15 protein-coding genes are annotated in these 24,631 nt (G+C 59.2%); 9 read left to right on the forward strand and 6 right to left on the reverse strand.

Features of this window, described 5'->3' with window-relative positions; translation table 11 throughout:
• The first annotated feature begins 40 nt into the window (after window positions 1-40).
• The 8 genes from C442_RS04830 (at window position 41) to C442_RS04865 (ending at window position 17,249) form a co-directional block, all read left to right on the forward strand.
• Window positions 41-829, forward strand: coding sequence for a hypothetical protein (locus C442_RS04830; protein WP_008308295.1), 789 nt, complete (start codon window positions 41-43; stop codon window positions 827-829).
• A gap of 59 nt (window positions 830-888) precedes the next feature.
• The gene (locus C442_RS04835) at window positions 889-1,809 is read left to right on the forward strand and encodes a helix-turn-helix domain-containing protein (protein WP_008308296.1); all 921 of its coding nucleotides are present in this window, start codon (window positions 889-891) and stop codon (window positions 1,807-1,809) included.
• Complete coding sequence (locus tag C442_RS04840; RefSeq protein ID WP_008308297.1) at window positions 1,806-2,618, forward strand: DUF6036 family nucleotidyltransferase; 813 nt, start codon at window positions 1,806-1,808, stop codon at window positions 2,616-2,618. The genes C442_RS04835 and C442_RS04840 overlap by 4 nt, the downstream gene beginning before the upstream one ends.
• A gap of 351 nt (window positions 2,619-2,969) precedes the next feature.
• Window positions 2,970-7,340 carry a BREX-5 system adenine-specific DNA-methyltransferase PglX gene (pglX, locus tag C442_RS04845; protein WP_008308298.1) on the forward strand — a complete coding sequence of 1,457 codons (4,371 nt, stop codon included), beginning with the start codon at window positions 2,970-2,972 and terminating at the stop codon, window positions 7,338-7,340.
• 9 nt (window positions 7,341-7,349) lie between these two features.
• The gene (locus tag C442_RS04850; protein WP_008308299.1) at window positions 7,350-7,781 is read left to right on the forward strand and encodes a hypothetical protein; all 432 of its coding nucleotides are present in this window, start codon (window positions 7,350-7,352) and stop codon (window positions 7,779-7,781) included.
• Between the two features lie 2 nt (window positions 7,782-7,783).
• Window positions 7,784-9,976 (forward strand): BREX-5 system phosphatase PglZ, encoded by a 2,193-nt coding sequence (pglZ, locus tag C442_RS04855; protein WP_008308300.1) that lies wholly within the window; start codon window positions 7,784-7,786, stop codon window positions 9,974-9,976.
• Between the two features lie 78 nt (window positions 9,977-10,054).
• On the forward strand, window positions 10,055-14,251 hold the full coding sequence (gene pglX, locus C442_RS04860) for a BREX-5 system adenine-specific DNA-methyltransferase PglX (protein ID WP_008308302.1): 4,197 nt from the start codon (window positions 10,055-10,057) through the stop codon (window positions 14,249-14,251).
• An 82-nt stretch (window positions 14,252-14,333) separates the two neighbouring features.
• Window positions 14,334-17,249: a helicase-related protein gene (locus C442_RS04865; protein WP_008308304.1), complete on the forward strand. Its 2,916-nt coding sequence runs from the start codon at window positions 14,334-14,336 to the stop codon at window positions 17,247-17,249.
• A gap of 213 nt (window positions 17,250-17,462) precedes the next feature.
• Here the strand turns inward: C442_RS04865 and C442_RS21795 are convergent, their stop codons facing one another.
• The 6 genes from C442_RS21795 to phnD form a co-directional block, all read right to left on the reverse strand.
• Window positions 17,463-17,708 carry a hypothetical protein gene (locus tag C442_RS21795; protein WP_008308306.1) on the reverse strand — a complete coding sequence of 82 codons (246 nt, stop codon included), beginning with the start codon at window positions 17,706-17,708 and terminating at the stop codon, window positions 17,463-17,465.
• Between the two features lie 57 nt (window positions 17,709-17,765).
• The gene (locus tag C442_RS04875; protein WP_008308308.1) at window positions 17,766-19,028 is read right to left on the reverse strand and encodes an RNA-guided endonuclease InsQ/TnpB family protein; all 1,263 of its coding nucleotides are present in this window, start codon (window positions 19,026-19,028) and stop codon (window positions 17,766-17,768) included.
• A gap of 297 nt (window positions 19,029-19,325) precedes the next feature.
• Entirely contained in the window at window positions 19,326-20,120 is a 795-nt protein-coding gene (gene phnE, locus C442_RS04880; protein WP_008308309.1) for a phosphonate ABC transporter, permease protein PhnE, read from the reverse strand.
• On the reverse strand, window positions 20,120-20,935 hold the full coding sequence (gene phnE, locus C442_RS04885) for a phosphonate ABC transporter, permease protein PhnE (RefSeq protein WP_008308311.1): 816 nt from the start codon (window positions 20,933-20,935) through the stop codon (window positions 20,120-20,122). The genes phnE (C442_RS04880) and phnE (C442_RS04885) overlap by 1 nt, the downstream gene beginning before the upstream one ends.
• A 5-nt stretch (window positions 20,936-20,940) precedes the next feature.
• Window positions 20,941-21,756, reverse strand: coding sequence for a phosphonate ABC transporter ATP-binding protein (phnC, locus tag C442_RS04890; RefSeq protein WP_008308314.1), 816 nt, complete (start codon window positions 21,754-21,756; stop codon window positions 20,941-20,943).
• Between the two features lie 15 nt (window positions 21,757-21,771).
• Window positions 21,772-22,950, reverse strand: a complete 1,179-nt coding sequence (gene phnD / locus C442_RS04895) for a phosphate/phosphite/phosphonate ABC transporter substrate-binding protein (protein WP_193363401.1) — start codon at window positions 22,948-22,950, stop codon at window positions 21,772-21,774.
• 299 nt (window positions 22,951-23,249) lie between these two features.
• Here phnD and C442_RS04900 point away from each other — a divergent pair, with 299 nt between their 5' ends.
• Window positions 23,250-24,551 carry an MgtC/SapB family protein gene (locus C442_RS04900; RefSeq protein ID WP_008308317.1) on the forward strand — a complete coding sequence of 434 codons (1,302 nt, stop codon included), beginning with the start codon at window positions 23,250-23,252 and terminating at the stop codon, window positions 24,549-24,551.
• Window positions 24,552-24,631: the final 80 nt, after the last annotated feature.

Below are 24,631 nucleotides of genomic sequence, written 5' to 3' on the forward strand. Positions count from 1 at the left end.
GCGCCATCAGAGATGTGTATAAGAGACAGTTACGGGGGAGATGCAAGCAGTCATCGGCGGGGACGAAGTGCCAGATGCCGACCGGCTTCGAGCACTACTCGAAGAAGCTGACACGCACAGGCGTACCGTCGTCCGTGCGCAGTACGAACGCATCACGGGCGGACCGCCGACGGACGAGGAGCCCGAGAGCGTGGTGTCCAGTCTCGCGACGTGGCTCTACGCTCACGATGGGAGCAGTAAGGAAATTGCCGACCGCGTCGCCGTCGAATTCGACGGCGTAACCATCGACGACCTCTACGATCTCTTCGAGACGGCGTGGCGGGGTGACTCGTTCTCCGAGGAAGCCCTCGTCGACCCGACGGTCGTCCAGCAGGCCAAGCGGTACGAGCGGGCACGGCGGCTCCTCGAAGCATCCGATAGCGAGGCCTCGCTCTGGTCGCAACTCCGCGACGCGTCGAAACGACTCGCCGAAGACCATCCGAATCACCCAGTCACGGCCGACGTGAGCGAGATGCTCAGTCGGTCGCAGCCGCCGAGTGTCGACGATGTAGAACAACTCCTCGATGCGGCGGAGAACCCGTTCACGGTCGACGAGCGGCTCGCGGAACTCGCCGCGGACCTGCAGTCCGAGCACCCCGACCACGACATCACCGACGAGATTGTCGATGCAGCAGCGGGTACCCGCTCGCCGAGTGAGGAACGGGTGGGGGAACTGATCGAAGAAGCTGAACAGGTGCTTGCGGGCGTGGACGAGCAGTTGCGGCGGATTCAGGAGACGATGGATGACCTACCGGATGGCGCTGTCGTGTTGATCGAGTCGCTCGACTGACACACCGGCGTTGCAAAACACCGAAGTTATTTATCATCAGTTCGTAAATATGCAACGTAGTGTACACTGAGGCGGAGCTTCGGGCGCTGGAAGCCCTGCAAGGAGAGTCGACGGTTTCGGGACTCGCCGAGGAACTAGACCGGAGTCGCAGTTACGTGTCCGAACTCGTTGCCCGGATGGAGTCGAAGGGGTTGGTTCACACCAGCCGTGAGGGAAGGCAGAAGCGGATCAATCGGTCAGACGCCCGAGCCATCGAACTGTTCGACAGCTTCGTCCAACAGTACACCCACATCCCGTTTCCCGAACTGCTCGGCGGCGCAACGCTACGTATTCTGTACTACCTGCAGTCGCCGGCGACTGCCACCCAGCTCGCGGAGCAAGTCGATGTACATCGGAGCACGGTACATCGGTCGTTATCCCCGCTGGAGAACCGCGGAATGATCTACAAGTCGGACGGGAAGTACACGCTCAACGACGACTTCGAGGAGCTATCTACCGTGGCCCGTGAGTTTGCGCACTTGCGGCACAGACACCGCGTCGAAGACTACGCGGAGCCGTTCACAATCCGCTGGGAATCGCTGGACGAGTTTCTCGTCCAGACCCGCACCGAGATCGAGGCAGGCGCGTTCCACCTAACGGGGCCGGAACTGTTCCAAGCGTACGATCTCCCGTTACTGGCTCGTCAGCGTCGATACTACCTGTACTCGGAGTCAGTTGTAGAGGTCTCGCCGGCGGAGCTGTGTTGCCATATGCTCGTGATCGACGACGGAACGCGCTCGCAGTCCTACTGCCTCCTCTTGCTCAGCGAGACGGCAATCGACCGCGAGGAGTTGCTCGGAGCCGCGCAAAAGTACGAGGTCGACGAACAGGTGTCGAGCCTCCTCGAATACCTCGACACTGAGGGCGAGCGTCGGTCGGGACCCCTCCCACGATGGGTGGAGTTCCGTGAGCTCGCCGACGAATACGGGGTGGCAGTATGAGGCGGCGGTTCGACAGCGAGTACATCGAGTCTGAACTGCGACGGGTCGGCGGGCAGCTCGAAACCGAACTGACCGTCTATCTGATCGGCGGCGGTGCGATGGCGTTCCGCGGCCTCAAGAACACCACCAAGGACATCGACCTCATCGTTAGCGACGGCGATGACCTGCGAGTGCTACAGGCAGTCTTGCTGGACAACGGGTACGACATCGTCAAAGAACCCGGCGAGGAGTACGACGACCTCGGAGCGCAGCGGATCCTCGAAAACGACGACGGGTGTCGTATCGACGTTTTCAACCAACAGGTGATCGACAAGCTCGTCCTCTCGGAGGGGATGCGCCGGCGGAGCGACCGCTATCTCGACGCCGGGAGGCTGTCGGTCGCGCTGGTCAGTTCTGCGGACATCTTCCTGTTCAAGTCGGTCGCCGGGCGAACGGACGACATCGAGGACATGGTGTCGCTCGTGCAGACCGAACTCGATTTCGACGTCATCGAGGACGAACTGGAGCAGCAGATCGACTTGCTGGGACAGGAGCTGTTCGTCACCCACGCGAACGAGGCGCTACTGGAACTCGAAGGGCAGCACAACATCTCGACGCCGTTGGCCGAGCGGGTCTCCGAGATCACCGAACGCGTGTACCGGGAACTCGAAGTGTTGCAGGCCCTCGACGAGTCGATCTCCCGGGCAGAGTTGCAAGCCGCGGTCGACCTCGCTCCCGAGGACGTAGACGAGGCCATCGAACATCTCGTAGCGAAGGACGTCGTCGCGGTCGAAGACGACGCGATAGGCCGGAAATCGACCACGCTCTAACAGGGCCGCCACCCTCGGCGAGCGCGGCGCTGAACGGATGGGGCGTTTCGCAGCCCGCTCGCGTTCTGATGGCTCCAAAAGAGTGTCATGTGTCTGGGAGAGTATCTCGGCAGCATGTCTAGAGTCGGGAACGAGGAAGCCGTTGCCACTGTAGCAACGGTCTCGCTGCCGGAAGACGGATTTCGCGAGGACGACCGCTGAGAGGGGCTCATCAACAGCCCCGAGAGCATCCTCGGGGCGGACTGCTCGGTCGGCCTGTCTCCGAGTGCTAATCTAACCGCCGTCCGAGAGATCGAGGGACAATCTTCAAGACATCGCAATGGCTCTGCTTGAAACATCACGGATTCTCGTATGGACGGACAATCTACCCACCCCCGCAAGGCCCAGCTCGACAAGGAAGAACGCGAGCATCTCGAAGCCGTCGTCACCGAGATGCGCGACCGGGTCGAGGCGAACGTTCGCTACCAGCTCGAAGACGAGTACGGCCTCGACGAGAAGCCGGACACCGTCGGAGCAAGCGCCGACGAGTCCTCCCTCGCTGCCGCTCGCGAGGACGGCGACGCGTCCCTGAGCGAGACGCAGGAAAACCTGGTCGAGGCTATCGAACTCGAAGCCGCCGATGGCCACGATTGGGAGGCCGCTCACGAGCAGTATATCACGGGCGTCGGCTACACTATCGTCAACCGTCTGGCGGCGCTCCGTTGTATGGAGGTTCGGGACTTCATCGACGACGAAGTCACGTCGTTCCGCGACGACGGTCTCACGCCGGCCGCTGACCGGTTGGTTACCGAGGAGTTCATGCTGGAGGAGGAGGCCGTCCTCGAAGCCTATCGGAACGAATGCGACGCCCTCGCTGATGAAATAGAGATCCTCTTCGACCGCTCGACCGCCTACAGCCTGATCGACCCCGACGACGACACCTACGAAGATCTCTGCGGAATGCTGGACGAGGTCCCCGACGAAGTCTGGCGGGCCGACGACGTGCTGGGCTGGGTGTACGAGTACTACAACGTCAAACTCCTCGATGACCTGCGTCGGAAGGGCGACCGCGAAGGATTGGAGCCCGAAGACGTGCCGGCGGCGAACCAGTTCTACACGCCCCATTGGGTCGTCCGGATGCTCACCGACAACTCGCTCGGCAAACTCTATCTCGAAGACAACGGAACGCTGCAGGAGACCGTCGAAGCACAGGACGCGCTGACGCCGGACGAGCGCAAGAACCGGCCACTCTCCCCCGACGAATCCCCGGACTTGGCGGATTTCTGTACCTATCTCGTTCCCTCGGAGGAGGAAGGCGAGCCACCGGCGTTCGACGGCCCAGAAGACATTCGCGTCATCGACCCGGCCTGTGGAAGCGGCCACTTCCTCCTGTACGCGTTCGATGTCCTGGAGCGCATCTGGCGAGCAGAGACCGACCTTGACCACGCGGAGATTCCGCGGGAGATTCTGCGGCACAACCTCCATGGTGTCGACCTCGATATGCGGGCCTGCCAACTGGCCGCGTTCAATCTCTATCTGAAAGGGCGGACGCGTGCCGAGGCCGAAGGGGCAACTGGCTTCGATATGCCAGAAGTCGGCATCGTCTGTGCTGACGCGAAGGTGGCCGACATCGAGGGCGTCGAGGAAGTGTTCGACGAGGTCGCTGATGGGAAGGGTGATGTTGAGAACGCACTGCGGCGGATTCTCGATGCATTCGAGGAAGTCCACGGCCTCGGAAGCCTGCTGGATGTTCGTGGGACGCTTGGCGAACTGTTTGAAGACGGAATTGATCAAGAGAGCGTCCAGATTACTCTGGAAGATGACCCGACTGAGCATCACACGCTCGGGCAGATTCTCCACAGCCTTCGAGAGGCTGTTGACGAGCACCGGGAGGAAGACTCGTTCTTAGCGCAGGATTTGCGGAGCTTCGTACGCCTGTTGGATGTGTTGGCACAGGACTACGATGTTGCGTTGATGAATCCGCCGTATGGTTCAGTTAACCGTATGCCAGATGTGGTCGAGGAGTATGTCGGAGAGAAGTATGAGTATGCCGCCGAGTTCTACATCAACTTCTTTGAGGTATGTGAGTCAGTAACAAAAGGGCGTGGGCGAGTCGGGATGCTTGTTCCTTGGAGCTTCATGTTCAAAGATAAGTATCAGAGATTTCGAGAAGACTTTGTTGGGAAGCGAGGACAGTTTGATTTCCTTTCCGAATTTGGATACGGAATTCTCGATAATGCGACTGTTGGGACAGTCGGAACAGTAGTGCGGACAAATGTAGAAGACGTTACTAGCAAGGGAACGTTCCTCCGGTTGCACGATATCGATAACAAAAAGAAGGAGTCCGAGTTTATCCGGGTTCTTACTGGAGAAACCGAAGAAATCAAACGGCATTTTGAGGTTGATCTGAGTCAGTTTGCCTCTATTCCCGGAACTTCTATATGCTACTCAATTCCAGAAGAAGTACGAGAACTACACAAAGAGGAGTTGAAAATCGATGCAGACCAAGCAGACATTGATGGAAAGTCGATCGCATACGCTCGCCAAGGGCTTACCACCGGCGACGATGATCGATTCATACGACTTCATTGGGAAGTAGAGGACTACGAAACGTTTAGCCCAATCTCGAAAGGTGGCCCAGTTGCATGGATGGTTCCACAGGTACACGAAACTGTGGAGTGGGGAGATTCTGGTGAGACGATTAAGCGGTCACCCAGTGAATTCCGGACAAGAAACGAGGAACATTACGGGAAGAGGGGGCTTACTTGGACGTATATTAAAAGGACCGGACGGAGGTTCGGTTATTTCCCGTCAGGAGGTTTGTACAGTAATACTGGGTATATGCTGATTCCTCGTGATGATCGGGATTTGTGGAAAACACTTGCAATACTCAATTCCTCCCTATATCACTGTCTGATGTTGTCGCTAACGACGGAGAGACATTGGAACTCCGGTGAGATTGGCAGCTTGCCGTGGAAAAGACCTCTCGATTCCGAAGAACAATTATCGACACTTGCCCAGAAGCAGTATCAAACAATTGCGAAATTACGCTCTGATGACCCAAAAAGTCCGTTCTATTCTGGGCCAGGGCTGTTACCTAATGAGTGTTCCAGTAGTGTTTATCAGCATTCACACGCCGAATTGGCCAAGCAGGGAGAGGAAGGAGTCTCGATCAGGGAGGGAGATACGATCGGTGAAGCGGCTGTGGCCATACGTAATCAGGAACTGAAACGCAGGCAACGTACAGAAGATTTCTCTGATCAAATCGACGAGATCGTCTATACAACCCTCGGTGTTTCCAAGAACACGAGGCAGCAAATCCGCCAAGAAATCTTCCTACGAACAGCGGAAGACCCCGAAGACCGCGAAGTCCCCGACCCTGAGTCCGTCCCTGAAGTCCCCGACAACCTCGACAAGCAGGTCAAAGACCTCGTCCACCACTTCGCGATGGAGGCTGTCCGCGAGGAATCGGACGGTATCATCCCAGTCGAAGGCGCGGACGAACAGGCGGATATGCTCGACCGTATCGTCGAGCGGTTCGAGGACGCATACGGTGAGTACGCCGAAGACCGACTCGTCGAAGTTGACGACATCCTCGGGGCCGAGTCCGCCGCCGACGAGGCCTACCCCAACCTCCGGGCGTTCGTCGAGGACGACCTCTTCGCCTACCACGTCGACACGATGGAGAACACGCCGATCCTCTGGAAGCTCAGTACGGCGCGGCTCCTCGCCGACGCCGAGAGCGAGGGCTTTGCGTGCTTCGTCGACTATCACCAACTCGACGCCAGCCTCTTCGACCGCCTCGGCAACACCTATCTCGAACCACGGAAATCTGCCCTCCGCGACCGGCAAGCGGCGGCGAACCAGCGCCGGAACGACGAGTCGCTCTCTACGAGCGAACGCGCCGACGCGACCGAGGAGTTCGAGTTCTGTTCGAGCGCCCTCGAACAGATCGCAGAATTCGAAGCGGTACTTCAGGAACTCGGGTCGACGAGCGAGCGGGACTTCGACGACGGCGACCGCGAACGCGTGGATGGACTGGCCCCCAAGGTCGCCGCGTTCCGCGAGGAGACTGCGGCACGCATCGAGACGCTCGAACGACTCCGCGAGGTGAACGGCGAGGAGTGGTTCCAAGACACCTTCTCCGATGGCTTCTGGGACAAGGTCGACGAGTGGCGCGACGAGTGGCTGGACGCCCTCAGAGAACTCGAACACGCCTGCGAGGAGTACGCCAAGCCCAGCGACGAGCCCGTCGAAGCCCACCTCGCCGACCTCTTCGACTACTTCAACTGGCGGCTCAAGGGTTCGGACCACTACTCCAGCACGGGCATCCTCTTCATGACGTACTACTTCGAGCGCGAAGGGAGCGACCTTCTCGATGAGGACGGCGAGCCATTCGACACCCTCACCGAAGATGAGGAACTGCTCGCGTCGCTCGCGACGGGCATCGACGACGCGTCCGTCCTCGACGACGAGTACCTCCAACAGATTGCAGCCGAGGAAGATGTCGACGACGTGGACGAACTCCCACCGTTAGCGGAGTTCAAGGCGCTCGCCGCGGAGATCGACGACCGCTGCCAGACTGTGGACAAACAGATTCCCGCGGATTGGGCAGACCGAGCGTTGTCGGAAATCACGACCGCCGGCTACCAACCCAACCACAAACACGGCGTCGCGATCAACATCACGCCGCTGGCCGAGCAAGACATCGTCCCCGAAATCGTCGAGGACAAAGTGCTGTAAGTCGGATCCATGAGCAACGAAGTCGAATTCCCGGTCGGGAAAGCGATTCTTGCGATGCTCTGCGGAGCATCGCTGTTCCCGATTAGCTACCCTGTATCGTACTTTTTCGGGTACCTCGGCGTACTGAGTTGGGACTCCGTCGCGATGTGGGGCTTTCTTGGCCCGATGTTCGTCATCGGTGTCCCAGTCGTGCTGTATGATCTCCCTGAGCGGTTTGCGGAGAAGCTGACCGGGTACTGGCTACTCGTGGCTAGCGTCGGGTGGGTGACACTCATCAGTACAATGCAGTTTTTCAATTCAGCCGTCCCAGAGTCACGTATGAATGTCTACGCGATGGGCACGACGTTGCTCATTGTTGTTTCGGCTCTCTCGATAGCAGCCTACCTTGACTACACCAACGCACCGGTAGACGAGTATCTCGACGGTCTCCGTCCCAACTGATTATGCAAGCAACGCAAACGCTCCCCGAAGCCGCGAAAGACACCATCCGAAACGAGTTCGACCGAGCCGAATCAGCGGACCCGATTGTCCTCTGGTGGGACGACGGGAACTACCTCGAAGACGTCATCGAGCAGGCCTGTGACGAACTCGGCGTTCACCTGAAAGTCGCCGAGGAGACGCCGCTGGAACTCCGAGCCAACCCGGTCGACGGCGAACAGGTCTGGTACGTTCCACACGTCAAAGAGCCCGAAGACGCCGAGGGCGACTTCGACTGGTTCCGCGACGTCGAGCACACCGGCGGCGAGGTGGAGATGAGCATCGAAGACCTCACCGTCCACGCGTTCGAGCGCGGGCAACTCGACGCGTGGGAGCTGAAAACCACGACGCGGTCGGACGACCCCGCAAAGCGCCGCGAGATCGCGCGGATTCTCCACGACCAGCTCACCGGCGGCCAGCTCCCGACGCTCGAACAGCTCCGCACGCGGATCGTCACCGGCGGCTACACCGACCCGGTCGCGTTCGTGCTGGAGAACGGCTGGGGCGACATCGACGACAGCCCCGGAACCATCGAGCAGATGCAGGACTTGCTGACCAGCGAGGGCGTCGACGCGGTCGCCAGCGAGGACGAACCCGCGGGGATCGTCGCGGCGACGCGTCGGTGGGCCGTCGCCGAGTGGCTGATCCACGCCGGTGTCGACGCCGAACGGTTCCCGACGGAGTGCCGCGCCGAGACGGCCGGCGATCACGACCTCCCCGAACTCAAGTCGCTGTTGAACAACACCACCTCGGCCGGTCTCCTCGCCGACCGCTACCTCGGCGAAGCGACCTGGCCCGATGTCGTCGCGGACGTCGACGACCCGTGGGACCTCGCGGACTGTCTCGTCGACGCCGCGCTCGAACGGCGACTCTGGGAGGAGTGGCACGCGTCCTTCGACGCCGGCGACTACGAGACGTGTCTCACGCGCGCGGCGGAGCGCTACGACGCCCTCCTTGGCAGCGAGGACTTCCGGGGCACCTACCGCGGTGCCTACGGCCCGGACAGTCCGTGGACGCAGACGTGGGAGCAGGCCGCGGAGGTCGCCCGCCTCGCACACCAACTCGAGACGTGGGACGAGGGGGCCACCGACGACGTCGTCTCGCTGTACGCCGACCCGGACGACGGAACGTGGCAGATCGACAACGCGATGCTCAACCTCGTCGTCGCCGGCGCGCCCGAGTCCGACCTCCCTGCCGACCACCCTGCCGTCGATACCCTCGACGACCTCCGCACCCAGCTCCAGTCGGAATACGTCGAGTACCTCGAAGCCCTCGGCGACCGCGTCACCGAAACTGTCGAGGCCGGCGCTCCGTTCGTCGACGAGGACCACTCCTATCAGTTCTTCACGAAGGAGTCCGCCGGCCTCGAAAGCGGCCAGACGGTCGCACTGTTCGTCATCGACGCCCTCCGACTCGACCTCGCGCGCCGACTCGCGGACGAGTTGCGCGACTACGTGGCGACGCTCCCGGCCGACGCCCCCGAGTTCGCCGTCGACGAAGACGTCTGGCTCGGGACGCTGCCCTCGGAGACCGAGTTCGGGAAGGCCGCACTCACGCCGGGAGAGATCCAGATGTTCGACGTCTCGCTGGTCGACGGCGAGTTACAGCCCCTTCGAAACAACCGAAAGGTGAACACGAACCGGCGGAACTCGCTGTTGGGCGGCGACGGCTGGACGGTCACTCGCGACACCGAGGACGGCTGGCAGTCGACGCGCGTCGCCTACTTCAAAAACGACCTCGACGACATCGGCGAGAAGGAACTCAGCGACCTCGAGGCGATGCTGGCCCGACGCGTCGACTCGCTCGCGGAGTTCATCGGGACGAAGCTCGAACAGGGAGAGTGGGACCAGGCCTACGTGCTGACCGACCACGGGTTCGTCCTGCTCCCGGACAGCGCGTCGCCGGAGAAGATTTCTCGGCCAGCGGAAGCGTCCGACTCCGGACGCCGATGGATCGCTGGGGAGGACGTGGACGAGGATTCGCCCGGCGTGTTACTCGACTCCAGCTCCCGGCTGGGGTATCTCGATGCCAACGTCAGCGTCCTGGCGAGCCCGCTCAAGCGGTTCAAAAAGCAGGGCCTCGGGGACGCACGGTTCTACCACGGTGGCCTGCTCCCACAGGAGTTCGTGCTCGATTTCATCAGCATCACGCAGGGGTAGCTGTCCTGGTCGAGCCATCGCGATGGGGCAATATTCAAGAGACCACAGTTGTACTGGGAGAATATCACTGACTCTCATATGGATGGGAACGCTCTGGCCCCCCGAAAGGCGCAACTCGACAAGGAAGAGCGCGAACACCTCGAAGCGGTCGTCACCGAGATGCGAGACCGTATCGAGGCGAACGTTCGCTACCAGCTCGAAGCGTCTGATCTGGCAGACCGTCCTGATGACGCGTCCCTGAGCGAGACGCAGGAAACCCTCGTGGAAGCTATCGAACTCGAAGCCGCCGATGGCCACAACTGGGAGGAGGCCCACGAGCAGTACATTACGGGCGTCGGCTACACGGTCGTCAATCGGCTGGCCGCGCTTCGCTGCATGGAGGTCCGGGACTTCATCGACGACGAAGTGACGGCCTTCCGTGACGACGGCCTCACACCGGCCGCTGACCGGCTTGTCACCGAGGAGTTCATGCTGGAGGAGGAGGCCGTCCTCGAAGCCTATCGGAACGCGTGCGACAAACTGGCCGCGGAGATCGAGATCCTCTTCGACCGCTCGACCGCCTACAGCCAGATCGACCCCGACGACGACACCTACGAAGATCTCTGCGGAATGCTGGACGAGGTACCCGACGAGGTCTGGCGGGCTGACGACGTGCTGGGCTGGGTGTACGAGTACTACAACCGCCCGGTCGTCGAAGCGCTCGACGCGAAGAACACGCTCGAACCGGAGGACGTGGGACCGGCGAACCAGTTCTACACGCCCCATTGGGTCGTCCGGATGCTCACCGACAACTCGCTCGGGAAGCTCTATCTCGAAGCCACGGGACAGGAAGACGCCGTTTCGCAGCCGGACGCACTCAGCCCCGAAGAGCGAAAAAAGCGCTTGGTCACGCCGGAGGACAGCCCGTCCGTTCCCGAACTCTGTACGTACCTCATCCCGGACGAGGAGGCCGGCGACGCACCGGAGTTCGACCATCCGTCGGAACTGCGGGTCATCGACCCGGCCTGTGGGAGCGGCCATTTCCTCCTCTATGCGTTCGACGTACTGGAGCGCATCTGGTGGGCCGAAACCGATCTCGACCGCGCCGAGATCCCGGCGAAGGTGCTGGAGCACAACCTCTACGGCGTCGACATCGACCTGCGCTCGTGTCAGCTCTCGGCGTTCAATCTGTATCTGAAAGCCAGAACACGTACCGAAGCGGAAGACGGCCAGTTCGAGATGCCCAGCGTCGACATCGTCTGTGCGGACGCCCGCGTGGCGGACGTCGAGGAAGGCGCAGAAGTGCTGGACGACATTACCGGCGAGGGAACGGACCTGCGTGCTGCGCTGGGCGAGATCATCGACACGTTCCAGCACACGGAAGCCCTCGGGAGCCTGCTCGACGTGAGTGGGACGCTCGAAGACGTGTTCGAGAGCGGTCAGACGGACCTCTCGGACTGGGGCGACGGAACACACCAGTCGCTGAACTCCTTCTTGAAGGCACTTCGAGAAGCCGTTGGTGAGCGCTCGTCAGATTCGTTCGGCGAACAGAACCTCAAGAGTTTCCTGAATCTGCTGGTAGTGCTAAGCCAATCGTACGACGTGGCGCTTATGAACCCGCCGTATGGTTCGGGGGGACGAATGCCGGACACCGTGCAGGAATACGTCGAAGAGAACGAGAATTACAAATATACGACGGAGTACTACATCAACTTCTTCGAGGCGTGTGATCGGCTGGCCAAAGCCGACGGACGCACGGGGATGCTCGTTCCGTGGTCGTTCATGTTCAACAAGTCCTTCCAGACCTTCCGGGAGGATTTCGTCGGTGGGAGAGGTGCGTTCGACTTCTTCTCGGAGTTCGGGTACGACATCCTCGACAACGCGACCGTCGGCACTGTCGGGACAGTTGTTCGCTCCGAGGCAGACAGCGGGCAGACAGGGACGTTCATCCGCCTCCCGGATGTTGCAAAGGGTGAGAAGGAAGGGGAATTCATCAGCGCGTCTTTCGAGGGTTCTGAAACCGGTGTCAAGCGACTCTATCATCGAGACCTGTCCGAGTTTGCGATGGTTCCCGGCACGCCGCTTTCTTATTGGGTGCCGCGAGGCCTGCGAAGCATCTATCAGTCCGATACCGTTCTCGACGCGGATAATGCGGGCTTAGAGGACCGGGAGACGCTTGGAGACATCAAACAGGGTACCGCAACCGCAGACGATTCCCGGTTCGTGCATAAGTTCTGGGAAGACAGGGGCGCTGAATGGGTGCCGTTTGCGAAGGGGGGCGCTGATGCGTGGCTTTTGCCTCGAATAAAGAACACCATCCTCTGGGGAGAAGACGGGACGGAAGTCGATAGATACCCGAAATCCTACCCCCGCAATACAGACGCCTACTTCAACGAATCATTAACGTACACCGTCGCAAAGCGAAGCGGTCGGAGGTTCGGGTATCTCCACGATTCGTCCGTCTTCGGTCACAAGGGCTCGGTTCTGATTCCGGATCGGGCTATCTGGAACGCCCTCTCGTACACGAATAGCCATCTATTCACGTATCTGATGCTTGCACAGACCTCCGAGCGAATGTGGGAGGTCGGGTTCGTCTCGAAAGTCCCGTGGCGGAAAGAACTCGAAGAGATCGACGAACTGGCGACCCTCGCCCGGGAGGCCGTCGGGCACCTCATCTCGAAGCGGCAGTACGACTTCGTGTCGCCGCATTACGATGGGCCTGTCCTGCTCGATGCACTCGGTGTCGATGACCCGCTACCGCAGTACGACCATCCACACCGCGAACTTCGGGACGAGCTTGCTCTCGATAGCCCGACACAAACTGTGTCCACGGCAGACTCGCTCAATCAGGTCGGAACTGCCGCCGCGAAGCACTTGGCGCGAGTCGAGCAAACCCTCCAGTCCTGTGCGAACGACATCGACGATGCCGTCTTCGATTGCTTCGACATCACCGACGGGCAGCGCGAAACGATCCTTCAGGAGATCGCGCTCCGAACCATCGAAGATCCACGCGAACAGGAGGCGTATGCTCCAGCGGCCATCTCAGAGCCGTCTAGCGACTTCCCGCAACAGGTCAAAGACCTCCTTCTCCACTTCACGCTCCGAGCGATCAACGACACCGATGACGGCATTATCCCGCTTTCCGAAATCGACGGCACGGACGACCTTCTGACCCACATCGAGGCGGAGTTCGAACGTGTCTGGGGCGAGCACGCGACCGACCGCCTCGCGGAAGCCGACGCGGTACTCGGGAACCGTAGTGCGAGCGACGAAGCGTACCCGAACCTTCGGGCGTGGCTCGAAAACGACCTGTTCGAGTACCACGTCGCGGAGTTCGACCGAACGCCGATCCTCTGGCGGCTCTCGACCGAGCGACTCGTTTCCGACGCCACGGGCGAGGGCTTCGGCTGTCTCGTCGATTACCATCAGTTGGACGCGAGCATCTTCGACCGGCTGCAGAACCAGTATCTCGAACCGCGGCGGACGCACCTCCGCGAACGGCAGGCGGCGGCAAACAGCCGTCGGAACGACGAATCGCTCTCGACCACTGAGCGAGCCGACGCCGCCGAAGAGTACGACCAGTGTGAGAGCGCCCTCGAACAGCTCAGCGCGTTCGAAGAACGGCTTGGCGACCTTTCGCAGGCCACCCCGCGTGACTGGCCCAGCGTGAATCAGGAACGCGCGGCCGAGGCAGCCGAACGCGTGGCGGAGTTCCGGGAGCGGACAGCATCACGGCTAGACACTCTCGAAACCCTCGCCGACCTGAAGGACGTAGATATGGCAGACCTGTTCAGTCCCTCGTTCTACGAAACGGTACAGGAGAACAAAGACGAGTGGGTCGATGCGCTCGACGACCTACAGACTGCCTTCGAAGCGTACGCCGAAGACGGCTCCGAACCCGTCGAAGCTCACCTGTATGACCTCTTCGAGTACTACGACGATCTCGTCGGCTCCGCCCACTACGCGAGCAACGGGATCCTGTTCATGACGTACTACTTCGAACAGTTCGAGGATGCCGAGCAGTCACAGATCGGAGACACCGGCGTCGCCGAGCGGCGGCGACTGCTCGCAGAACTCGCGGCCGACGTTGACGAGTATCGGCAACTGGCCGACGAAATCGCTGCAAACTGCGACGAGGTTGCGACCGATATCTCCGGCGATTGGGAGGAACGGGCGCTCTCAGAAGTCGTGACCGCGGGCTACCAGCCCACCCACAAACACGGCGTCGCGATCAACATCACGCCGCTCGCCGAGCAAGACATCGTCCCGGAAGTGGTGGCAGACAACGTACTCTGAGGCGGTGGGGAACCGATCTCCGACAGAGGCGGTGGCTGACAAGGTTCAAGAGTCTATGCCGTTTTGGAACACGTAGCACTCGATGACGGATTCTTCATTCTCGTCCGGGCAACGAGTCCTTCTCAACGGAACGCCGGCTGAAGTCATCAAAACACAGACAGTCGGCGAGATCGAATATTTGAGAGCATACATCGACGGGAAAGGCGTCAAGACTGTCTGTCTCGACGATGTAGAGATTCAGCCACAGCAGTCCGGAATCGAGGAGTTGGCCAACCAGCGAATCGACGACCTTCATCCGGATCACGATGCGGTCGCGGCGCAGTGGTTCGACCTCCGGACGCAGGCGACGAAGCTCAAACTCGCTCACGAACAGGGACAGCTCCTGAGCATCTCGAACTCGCTCGTTCGACTGGAGCCGTATCAGCTTGACGCCGTAAACTGGGTGATGCAGAAGCTCCGGCAGCGGGCGCTTATCGGTGACGACGTCGGGCTCGGGAAAACGATAGAGGCGGGCCTCGTCCTCAAGGAACTCGCTGCACGGAATCGTGCTGACCGCGTCCTGTTCGTCGTTCCCGCCCACCTCCAGAAGAAATGGATCCGGGATATGGACCGCTTCTTCGACATCGACCTGACCGTGGCAGACCGCGCGTGGGTGGAAGGTGAGCGCCGACGGCTCGGCGAGGAGGCTAACATCTGGGCCCAAGACCAGCAACGGCTCGTCACCAGCATGGCGTTCCTGCGGCAGGACGAGTTCCGGCCTGCACTCCGGGACGCGTTCTGGGACGTCGTCGTGGTCGACGAGGCCCACAAGGCTGCAAAGCGGGGGGACTCACCGAGCAAGACGGCACGGATGATTGACGCCGTCACGGGGAACTCCGACTCGTTGCTGCTTCTCAGCGCGACGCCACACGACGGGAAGGGCGAGGCGTTCCGCTCGCTCGTGGAGTACATCGATCCGTTCCTCGTCGCCGAAAACCAGGAACTCTCACAGGAAACAGTCGACCGCGTAATGATCCGTCGCGGGAAGACCGACATCTACGACGAGGACGGTGACCGCGTCTTCCCGGACCGCGAGGTCAACTCGGTATCGGTCTCGATGACTCACGACGAACGACAGTTCTACCGGGCGGTCACCGACTACGTGAAAAACGTCTACAACCGCTCGGAGAAGCTGAACGAACCCGCGGTCGGGTTCGCGATGGCGCTCATGCAGAAACGACTGGTGAGCAGCGTCGGCGCGATTCACGCGACGCTCCGACGACGACTGGACGACCTTCTCGACGAAGAGGCAGAAACAGACGGTCTTTCCGAGGAAGCACGAGCCTACCTCGACGGCGAGGACCTAGACGAGGACGACAAGCAACACGCGGAAGACGAGATCGCCGGTCTGACCGTCACTAGCACCGACGAACAGCTCCAAGAGGAGATCGATACGCTCCGCGACCTCGTGTCCCTGGCGGAGGATCTACCGGTCGACTCCAAGGCCCAGAAAGTCAGACGGTTCATCTCCCAACTCCTCGAGGAACAGCCGGACGAGAAACTCCTGTTGTTCACGGAGTACCGCGATACGCTGGACTACCTTCTCGAATTCGTGCAGGACGAGCCGTGGGCCGACGAGATTCTGGTGATTCACGGCGACGTTGACAAGGACGAACGGACCCGGATCGAAGACGAATTCAATCACGGGCAGTCACGACTCCTGTTCGCGACCGATGCAGCGAGTGAGGGGATCGATCTCCAGCACAGCTGTCACATCATGGCTAACTACGAGCTTCCGTGGAACCCGAACCGCCTCGAACAGCGGATCGGCCGCATCCATCGCTACGGACAGGAAGAGGAGGTCAAGGTCTGGAACTTCCTCTTCGACGACACCCGCGAGAGCGAGATCTTCGAAATGCTCCAGACCAAGGTCGAGGAGATCCGCTCCCAGCTCGGAAACACAGCGGACGTGCTTGGCATCCTCGACGACATCGACGTGGATGCGCTCATCATGGAGTCCATCGAGAACGACGACCCGCCGAGTGCGACCAAAGCGGAACTCGAGGAGCTGATCGAGGAGCGCCAGCGGACGCTCGAGGAGTGGTACGAGCGGAGCCTCGTCGATACGAGCACCTTCGACGCGGAGAGTCGCCGGCAGATTCAGGAGGTCGTCGACGAGTCAGCGGACGTCTACGGAAGCGAGGGAGACATCCGCGAGTTCTTCGAGCGAGCAGTCGAAGCCTTCGGAGGCGAATTCGAGAAACGCGGTACCAACCTCTATCAAGCCGAGTTGCCTGATGGGATCAATTCGCCCGGCCAAGATGCGACGTTCGGCCCGTTCACGTTCGACCGCGACTTCGCGATGGATCACGAGGACATCACCTACCTCGCTCCGGACACGGACGTCCTGCAACGGCTCATGGCACGCGTGTTGGAGGACGAGCGCGGTGCGGTCGGACTCAAACTGCTGCCGTTCGTCGACACGCCGGGGATCACCTACAACTATCGCGTAGCGTTCGAGGACGGCACTGGCGATGTGATTCGAGAGGAGACCATCCCCGTCTTCGTGGATGCGACGCAAGAGGACGCTCAGCAGGCGCTTGGTGAACGTGTCGTCGAGGGCGATTCGGTAGCAGCAAAGCCCGACGTCGACGGCTTGCGAACGGTTCTCGACGCTCAATCCGACTTACGGACGGCCGCCGACCGGTACGTGAGCGTGCGTGTCAACGAGATCAAGAACCATCTTCAGGAGAAACGTCACAAGGAGACCGCCCAGGAGTTGGAGAATCTCGAGGAGTATGCACAGGCGGAACGAGAACGGATCGAGTCCTTCATCGAGGAGTACGAGCGCAAATCCGACGCCGGCTCGGATATGGACATCGCGATCCGTGGCCAACAGGAGCGACTTGAACAGCTCGAAGAGCGAATCGAGACACGTCGTCGTGAATTAGAGCGCCGAGAACAGATCATCTCACTGGCGCCCGAGGTTGACAACTACTGTTTGACTCTCCCATTATGAATCGGTTTCTGAACGAGACTACCCCAGTGTCGGAATTCCGACGGGCTCGCTGACAGTCGGCTGAATAATTTTCCTTCCGAGAGCGCGTTCGTGGCCGCGCAATCACAGAACCGATAGACTGCAAGCCGATATCACAACTGTTTTTGTTACCAACTGTGTACCGGTAGGTGGGTTCTGGTCCTCGCTCCATTTCCCCCTTGAATCCGATTCAGATCATCGATTGGCCCGAGTCCAGAACCTGTCGTCGTGGATGACGACTTCGAATGGTGCGTTGCACGCCACTCCCCCCCGGCTGCCCACCATTCCGTTGCTGACCTGAGTGAGGAGATAGCAGCCCTCGTGACACGTATCCGGGAGTTCGTCTGCCGTCACTGCCAGTCTCTCCAGCAGCGGGGCGGCCACAGACTGGTTCGAGTATATCAGCGTGACCCTAGTGTAAGACATCTTGACTTCCTCCACACGACTGAAGTCGTGGGATTCCCACGGCACCGCACCGCTTGGTTGGGATATTATGGTTCACGGAACGACCTGTTCTTGTGGGGCTACTTGCCCCGTGGATTTGTCGAACAGGTATACCGATGGCTGAGCCAAGCAGCCGTTACTCCTATCCTTCGCAGGACTCGGAGTTACCGTTTTTCGCATATTCTCTGCCGCGTTCAGGTCACTGTTCGCAACTAAGTCGCAGTTTGCACACACGTACAGGCCACGTTCAACCCGATTTGAGTTAGCTTCCGTCCCACAGTCACAGCAGGTTTTCGATGTTTTCAATCCTGCTTCGTCCACACGCACTACGTCGATACCGCGTTCGTGGGCTTTGTACTCGATGTGGCTGAGAAGCGTCTCGAACGCCCAGTCGTGTAGTCGCTTGTTGCCGTGTCGTCCCCAGTCTTCATCCTCACAGATGTTCTTCGGATGGCCGACTGCAATTGTCTCAACACCTCGGTCAGCACACTGCTCAACAATGTCTTTCGAGAGAGCGTGTAGGAAGTGTTCTTGTCGCCGGGATTTCTTCTGTCGTGCCCACTCTGCGTGGTCGCTGGGGCCATTCTCGCCTTCCGTGTCGTATTCCTGCTGTCGGAAGTAGTGAGCGTCTTCTTTCAGGGCGTTCCCTGGATACAACAGCGTCTCGTCACCGACAGAGACAGCCGCAGTGTTGCAGATACCGAGGTCAACACCTGCTGTCTTCTCACCGGGCGTCTCAGGCGTCTCAATCCGCATTTTACAGACGAAACGTAGCTCCCACTGCTCACCAGTCCAGACAGCACGCACCGTCTGGACGTTTTCAACAGCGTCAAGCGTCTGGTCGTCTGCTTGGAGTGTGTATTCACAGAGTATGTAGTCGGCGGCGTATCGCGACTCTTTCATGTTCGTGCCCTTGGAAAGTCGGACACGGTTGTACTGCGTGTCGAGTTTGAAGCCCTGGTTTTTCCACGTCATCGTCGAGCGTGGGTGGTCGTCGCCGTGTTTGCGGTAGCCGGGTGGGCTCGCCTCCGGGTCGTCTTGTTCGTACCACGAGACGAACGCCTCACCGAGTTCCTGAAGAACTCGCTGACTAGATTGGCTGTGCAAGTCTGCATAGCGTTCGTGGGTTTTGAGGTACGAACAGAGTTCGTCGGCGTCTGGAATGTGGCCGATAGCGTCCCAGACACGCGAGATTGTCCATCGCCCGACGTTCCACAATTTCGACGCGGCAAAGCCATGCGAATCGAGGTTGTCACAGACTTGCGAGTGGTTGCAGATACTCGCTTTGAGTGTCCGAGTGACAACCTGATTCGACATATGTAAGCATAGTATTTTTAATTACATAAACGTTGGACATCTCGGCGTGGAATATCCAGCCGTGGCTACGAGCGTAGAGAGATGCCCAGTTGTCGGCTTCATCCACACCCGTAAACGGGTGGGCTTTCGCCTCGCTACCGCTGTAAAACGGAGAGTGGGGAAACCAGGTTGGCAGACACTGGCGTTGGCCCCACTGGCAATATACAGCCCAAACATATAAGTTTTTTGATAGATAATATACAATATTATGTATTAAGTTAGACGGATAATAATAGGCGATACGAGCGGACTGCTCGCCTACATTACTTTCTTGCGCAGATAGGCCGAGATGGCTTCACTGATGAGCACAAGGCCCAGAATCGAGATGAGGATCGTCAGGACTGCTTCCCAGTTGAAGTAATTGATCTCAGTCTGGAGCGGGACACCGATCCCGCCTGCGCCGACGAACCCGATGATCGTCGACGCTCTGACGTTGATATCCCATCGAAGCGTCGCGACACTGATGAACGCCGGCTTGATCTGTGGAACGATACTGTAGATGAGCACATCAATCGGCGATGCTCCAGCTGCAGTGATCGCTTCGACAGACCCGCGGTCGATCTCCTCGATGGCTTCCGCGATTAGCTTTGCAGTGAACCCGATCGATCTGATCGAGATCGCCAGCACGCCAGCGAGGGCCCCAGGGCCGAAGATAACCACGAAGATCAGCGCCCAGATGATGACGTTGACCGAACGGGTAAACGAGATGATGAACTTCCCCAGCAGGTACGCCGGCTTGTTGGGCGACGTGTTACTGGCTCCGAGGAACGCAACCGGGATCGCCATCACGATGGCCAGTGCCGTCCCCAGGATGGAGATATTGATCGTCTCGAGCAGCGGCCCGACAATCTCCCGGGAGTACCCCACATTGGGGGGATACATCCGGCCGAAGAGGTCGGCCAGCTCACGCGGGGCAGTCACGGCGTAGCCGTAATTCACTTCCATGGCGCGCCAGGCTGCGACGAGAATGACGAGTCCAGCTAGCAGCCCGAAGAACCGGAGTAAGCGCTCACGGCGGTCGAACCGGCTCCAGGAGTCAGTGCTGTTTGACATTATTGGATCCGCCTCCGAGCGAGAGCGCTGACACCTTCACCAACCATGACGATGGCGACGATGACAGCGATAATTGCCATGCTAAACTGGTAATCGTACTTATCGAAGGAGTTCAGCAGCGTGATACCGATACCACCCGCTCCGACGATTCCGACGACAGTGCTGTGTCGGAGGTTGATGTCCAGGCGGTAAATCGACAGCCCGACGATCCGGGGCATTACCTGCGGGAGAACGCCGTAGAGATACGTCTGAACGGGCGTCCCGCCGGCAGCAGTGATCGCCTCCATCTGCCCACGATCGATGTCTTCGATCTCCTCTGCGAGGAGTTTCGCGAAGAATCCGATCGTTTTGAACGCGAGGGCAAGGACACCAGCGAGCGGACCGAATCCGACCGCTTTGACCATAATGATCGCAACAATGAGCTCGTGGAGTGAGCGCGTGACTGCAACGATGCTGCGACCGACGTAGTAGACTGGCTTCGGCGAGAGGTTATTTGAAGCCATGACAGCGACCGGCACGCTGACGATGATGCCGATTGTCGTGGCGACAATCGTCATCACGATACTCTCGACGATCCCCTGTATGAGGAGGTCTCGCTGCGACGGAGTGTACGCTGGTGGGAGCATACTCGTGACGAGTTCGACACCAGCTCCGATCCCTCGCACGAACCGGCTGGGGGAGATCCGAAGGTTCCAGAAGCTATACGCGAAGAACAACAAGATAAGCCCGTAGATGAGATACTTGACTTTCTTGTTGTAGAAGACTGTGGGCCGCTCCCAAGATCCTTCAACGGCCGATCCAGATTCAGCAGCCATATTGATTAGTCACCTCGTTCAGCAATGACGTCGTCAGAGCCGGTGCTGCTACCAGCACTCGGCTCCTCGCGGTCCGCAATGGATTCACCACCGCGATAGATTTCGTCTCTGGCTGCCTGATCCAGATCGTCAGGTGGGCCGTTAAAGACGATCTCACCGTCACTGAGTCCGATGATCCGGTCCGCGTAGTCGACCGCCAGATCGACTTCGTGGATGTTGATGATGATCGGGATATCGTCTTCGTGAGCGATGTCCGTCAAGAGGCTCATAACCTCCCGGGAGGTATCGGGGTCCAGCGCACTCGTCGGTTCGTCAGCGAGCAGAATTTTCGGCCGCTGAATGACGGCACGGGCGATACCGACGCGCTGTCGCTGGCCGCCGGAGAGTTCATCTGCACGGTTGTTCTCGACGCCCTCTAGGTTCACCCGACTGAGGATCTCCCGTGCGCGCTTGATATCCTCTGGTGGGAAGTTCCGACGGAACGCGTTCCACGTACTGAGATAGCCAAGGCGGCCAGAGAGTATGTTCTCCATCACCGTGAGGCGCTCGACGAGATTGAACTCCTGAAAGATCATGCCCATATCGCGACGGACATCGCGAAGGGCTGATTTGTCCAGGCCGGTCACCTCTGTATCATCGAGCGAGACACGCCCGCCAGTTGGCTCGGTCAGCCTGTTGATACTACGAACGAGCGTGCTTTTTCCGGCCCCGCTTGGCCCGATGATCGCGACGATCTCGTTACCACTGACTTCGAATGAGACACCTTTGAGTGCTTTATCACCGGAGTCGTACGTTTTTTCCAGATTATCTACAGTGAGCATTATTCGGTTCTCTTCTTAGCCTTCGATGTTCTCGGTGTTGTACTTGATGTCGTTGTTCTCCTGAATCTGGAGGATGATATCGTAGACAGTGGCGTAATCAATCCCCGTCCATTTTCCGCGACCGCCGAATACCTCCGCGATCTTGGTGTCCGAGTAGTCGTAATCGAGGAATGCCGCCCTGATGCCTTCCTGAATTTCTGGTTTCAGGTTGTAGCGGTAACAGAAGCTCGTTGTGGGGAACGGGTTGCTGGCCCACACGACTTTGAGATTTGTCGGGTCAATGTTGTCCGCCTCCGCAACACGCGTGACACAGGTGCTACAAACGGGGGCAGCGTCGTAGTCGTCGTTTGCCACACCGAGGATGCTCTGTTCGTGCCCGCCAGAGTAGCTCACTTCGTAGTCGTCTCCCGGAGTAACGCCCTGGTTCGAGAACAGCGCACGCGGAGCGAGGTTCCCGGAGTTAGACGACGGTTCGGCGTGTGCGACACGCTTGCCTTTGATATCCTCAAGCGACGAGATGTCGTCGTTATCCGCCTGTGTGGCGAGCCACAGCCGATAACCGAAGTCCCCCTCCTTCGAGATCTGGAGCGAGAACGGGACAGCGCCGGCCAGATTCACAGCGAACGGCGTTGGCCCAGTGGAGAACCCGGCGACGTGGAGGCGCTCGGATCGCATCGCCTCAATCTGGGACGCGTACGAGTTGAGGGGGAAGTACTTGACCGATTTCCCCGTCTCTTCGGCGATGTTGTCCATCAGCGGCTGCATCGTATCCCGGTAGACTGCCGGGTCCTCCGTCGGCGTCATCGCAAACGCGATCCGGTCCGGATCAATGAGATCGTCTTCATTACTAGGAGTACTCTGGACGGGCTCACCGTAGCGCGGCTTCTCGCGCTCCTTCATGTTCTTCAGGTCCTGCAGAGACCCTGTCTCGAAGCCAGCCTCGATGAGCGTCTGCATCAGCTGCGGGAACTCCGGGTTCGCCGGATCGAACTCGGGATAGTTGGTACTCTGTCCGGAACTACCGTCACCACTACTGGAGCCGTCACTGCTATCAGTGCTGTCACCACCAGACGCTTCGGTGTTCTGGCTACTCTCCTGAGAACAGCCTGCAACGCCCGCTGCAAGCGCAGTAGCACCAATTTTCAACACAGATCGTCGGTCAACTGGGTTCTGTTTCATTGTCGACGCAGACATGTGCGAAACCTGGGTTAAAAAGTATTTATGTTTAAATCTGACAAAACAACAAGCCCTTCATACCGAGTTTTACGCGCTCTTCATATAAAAACTAGAATAAGTATTAGATTTAGACATATGAAGGATACTGGACACTAAGCAGTAATCGAGGGCGACCTTCGAGTTCCGCAGGGGCCACGGCAATATTCAAGCGATCCTCAAGGCCAACACCTATTACCCATCAGTATATTTGTCTCCATATAGAATATAGTAGTATATAGACTATATAAAAATGACGGAACCACCGTTTGTAAGATAAGATGACTGTAATGAGTGCAATCGCGAATACGGCTGCTTTCGGAGGTATAGAGGGGATAACTGTCGATACTGAGATACTCCACCTATTTATTGCAGGTGCACTGGGTATGCTGCTCGGGCTCGAACGAGAGTGGGCCAACAAGTCTGCGGGAATCCGAACGTTTACGCTGACGAGTCTGGTCGGCGCTGCCGCAATGTCACTCGACGAGAGGATACTGCTTGCCTTGGGAGGGGCATTGGTACTCGTGCAAGGGGGGTTGCTCGGGATCCGGGGAATAGTCGCACAGTGGACCAGCGACGATAGTGAGTTGGAGTTCGGCCTGTCTCTGACAACCTCGACCTCGTTACTTGTCGCGTACGCGGTCGGGATACTGGTCGGAGCCAATCACGTTCTGATCGGCGTCATTATTGGCATAACGTCGTCGTTCCTGCTAGTCCTTCGGCGGGAGCTACACGAGTTTGCGAACCAGCTATCGCGAGAAGAAGTACGCAGCGCAGGTGAGTTTGCGATCATCTCGTTTGTCGTGTATCCGCTCCTGCCTGGCGGGACGTACGGGCCATGGGACGCGATTGATCCGAAACTGGTCTGGATGCTCGTGATCGCAGTCAGTGGGATCGGGTTTGTCAACTATATCGTGATGCAGCGATACGGCAGCAAGGGGATCGCCGTAACTGGCTTCTTCGGCGGGCTGGTGAACTCCACTGCCGTGATCGGCGAAATCGCGGGCCGGGCAAAGAACAATGCGGGGATCACAGAGCTCGCAGTCGGAACGATACTGATAGCCGACGCGGCGATGGCGGTCCGTAATTTAGCGATCATCGTTGCATTCGTCCCCGAGTCGGCTGTCAGCGTTGGACTCCCGCTCGGCCTGATCGCGATTAGTGGCGTCGGACTCGCATATTACGATAGCGACTGGGAGGGAGATCTGGAACTGGATTTCGACTCGCCGTTTAGCAGCGCGAATGCGCTGAAATTCGGACTGCTCTTCCTCGCTGTCTTGATTCTGACTGCCGGAGCACAGCGCATCTTCGGAACAGCCGGGTTCCTGATTACGAGCTTCCTCAGCGGCATCGTATCGAGCGGCACGACGACAACGACCGCAGTGACGCTGACGTCGACGGGTCAGATATCGCCGGCAGTAGCGGCGCAAGGCGTGCTGGCCGGGACGCTCTCCAGTATACTCGTTAAAATCGGGTTTGCAGCGAGTATCAACCGCTCACTGCTAGCGCCGGTGGTACGAAAGTCACTCTACTTGTCGCTGATCGGAATCAGCGGCGTGGTTATCAGTATCCAATTGATATGAACAGTCAAAGCTATCAGCGTGTTTCGAGGGTCGCCGCGGCCCCTGCGGCAGAGGAAGCGCCTGTGGTCACGTCGGCAGCG

Source organism: Haloarcula amylolytica JCM 13557, from assembly GCF_000336615.1.
Taxonomy (GTDB): domain Archaea; phylum Halobacteriota; class Halobacteria; order Halobacteriales; family Haloarculaceae; genus Haloarcula; species Haloarcula amylolytica.

Bases quoted from the DNA above. Each gene is read 5' to 3' on its own strand.
- C442_RS04830 (WP_008308295.1), top strand. From the start codon at position 41: ATGCAAGCAGTCATCGGCGGGGACGAAGTGCCAGATGCCGACCGGCTT.
- C442_RS04840 (WP_008308297.1), top strand. From the start codon at position 1,806: ATGAGGCGGCGGTTCGACAGCGAGTACATCGAGTCTGAACTGCGACGG.
- pglX (WP_008308298.1), top strand. From the start codon at position 2,970: ATGGACGGACAATCTACCCACCCCCGCAAGGCCCAGCTCGACAAGGAA.
- C442_RS04850 (WP_008308299.1), top strand. From the start codon at position 7,350: ATGAGCAACGAAGTCGAATTCCCGGTCGGGAAAGCGATTCTTGCGATG.
- pglZ (WP_008308300.1), top strand. From the start codon at position 7,784: ATGCAAGCAACGCAAACGCTCCCCGAAGCCGCGAAAGACACCATCCGA.
- pglX (WP_008308302.1), top strand. From the start codon at position 10,055: ATGGATGGGAACGCTCTGGCCCCCCGAAAGGCGCAACTCGACAAGGAA.
- C442_RS04865 (WP_008308304.1), top strand. From the start codon at position 14,334: ATGACGGATTCTTCATTCTCGTCCGGGCAACGAGTCCTTCTCAACGGA.
- C442_RS04875 (WP_008308308.1), bottom strand. From the start codon at position 19,028: ATGTCGAATCAGGTTGTCACTCGGACACTCAAAGCGAGTATCTGCAAC.
- phnE (WP_008308309.1), bottom strand. From the start codon at position 20,120: ATGTCAAACAGCACTGACTCCTGGAGCCGGTTCGACCGCCGTGAGCGC.
- phnE (WP_008308311.1), bottom strand. From the start codon at position 20,935: ATGGCTGCTGAATCTGGATCGGCCGTTGAAGGATCTTGGGAGCGGCCC.
- phnC (WP_008308314.1), bottom strand. From the start codon at position 21,756: ATGCTCACTGTAGATAATCTGGAAAAAACGTACGACTCCGGTGATAAA.
- phnD (WP_193363401.1), bottom strand. From the start codon at position 22,950: ATGTCTGCGTCGACAATGAAACAGAACCCAGTTGACCGACGATCTGTG.
- C442_RS04900 (WP_008308317.1), top strand. From the start codon at position 23,250: ATGACTGTAATGAGTGCAATCGCGAATACGGCTGCTTTCGGAGGTATA.